Origin of the sequence: Mesorhizobium sp. M7A.F.Ca.ET.027.03.2.1 (assembly GCF_003999175.1) — a bacterium.
In the GTDB taxonomy this organism is placed as follows: domain Bacteria; phylum Pseudomonadota; class Alphaproteobacteria; order Rhizobiales; family Rhizobiaceae; genus Mesorhizobium.
In genome coordinates this window covers 1-1446 of sequence record NZ_RZOM01001305.1, presented here as the reverse complement: position 1 = coordinate 1446, position 1446 = coordinate 1, and the positions used below count along the sequence as shown (strand labels likewise).

Genomic DNA, 1446 nt, shown 5'->3' with positions numbered 1-1446 from the left:
CCCTTCGGCGAAGTCTGGATCAGCCACACCGACGCTGCCGCGGTGCCGACGAAGACGAGGAACACCAGGAAGGTGTGCCGCAGGCAGAAGCTCAAGACCCTGTCGTAGCCGCGGGTGACGAGGTCCGGCTTGTGGCCGGGGCCATGCTTGTCGCGGTCGGCTTTGGTCACCGACAGCAGCCGCGAGCACAGCATCGGCGTCAGCGTCAGCGACACGAACATCGACGCCAGGATGGCGACCGTCACCACGACGGCGAACTCGTTGAAGATGCGCCCGATGACGCCACCCATCAGCAGCACGGGGATGAACACCGCCACCAGAGAGATCGAGATCGAAATGATGGTGAAGCCGATTTCGCGCGCGCCCTTCAGCGATGCGTCGAAGGCCGACAGCCCGTCCTCCTCCATATGGCGGAAGATGTTTTCGAGCATCACGATGGCATCGTCGACGACGAGGCCGACCGCCAGCGTCAGGCCCATCAGCGATATGTTGTCGATGGAAAAGCCGAACAGGATCATCGCGCCGAGCGTGGCGATCAGCGAGATCGGCACCGCCACGGCCGGGATGATGGTCGCCGTCACCCGGCGCAGGAACACGAAGATCACCATGACCACCAGCGCGATGGTCAACAGCAGCGTGAACTGGACGTCATCGACGGCCTGACGGATCGAACTGGAGCGGTCGTTAAGCAGCTTGATGTCGGCGGCGGCCGGCATCTGGTCCTTGAAGGACGGCAGCATGGCCTTGACCTTGTCGACGACGTCGACGGTGTTGGCGTCGGGCTGGCGCTGCACCGCCATGATGATCGCGCGCGTACCGTCATACCAGCTCGCCGTGGTCGTCGTCTGCACCGAATCGACCACACGGGTCACCTCGCCCAACCGCACGGGGTGACCGTTTTTGGTGGCGATGATGATGTTGGAGAAGCCGGCGGCGTCGGTCAGCTGCGTGTTGGCGGTGATGGTAAGCTGCTGCTTGTCGTTCTGCAGCACGCCGAGCGGCGTGTTGCTGTTGGCCGAGGCGACCGCCGCCTGCAGCTGATCGATCGAGATGCCGCGCGCGGCAAGCGCGGTCGGGTCGATCTGGATGCGCACCGCGTATTTCTGTTGGCCGAAGATCGAGACCTGCGCCACGCCGTCTATGGTCGACAGCGACGGCGAGATGACATTTTCCGCGAAAGCATCGAGATCGGTCAGCGGAACCGTGTCGCTGACCAGCGACATCAAAAGGATCGGCGCGTCGGCCGGATTGACCTTGCGATAGCTCGGCGGCGCCGTCATCTGCGGCGGCAATGATTTCTGCGTGCGCGCGATCGCCGCCTGTACGTCGGCTGCTGCCGCGTCGATGTCGCGGTTGAGCACGAACTGGATGGCGATCGAGGTCTGGCCAAGCGAGTTCGTCGTCGAAATGGAATCGATGCCGGCGATGGTGGCGAACTGCTTGATC

General features: G+C 63.6%; 1 protein-coding gene. It reads right to left on the bottom strand.

What is annotated here, in order from left to right:
- The coding region (locus EN750_RS34090; RefSeq protein ID WP_145968188.1) for an efflux RND transporter permease subunit at positions 1–1446 on the bottom strand (1446 nt) is incomplete at both ends.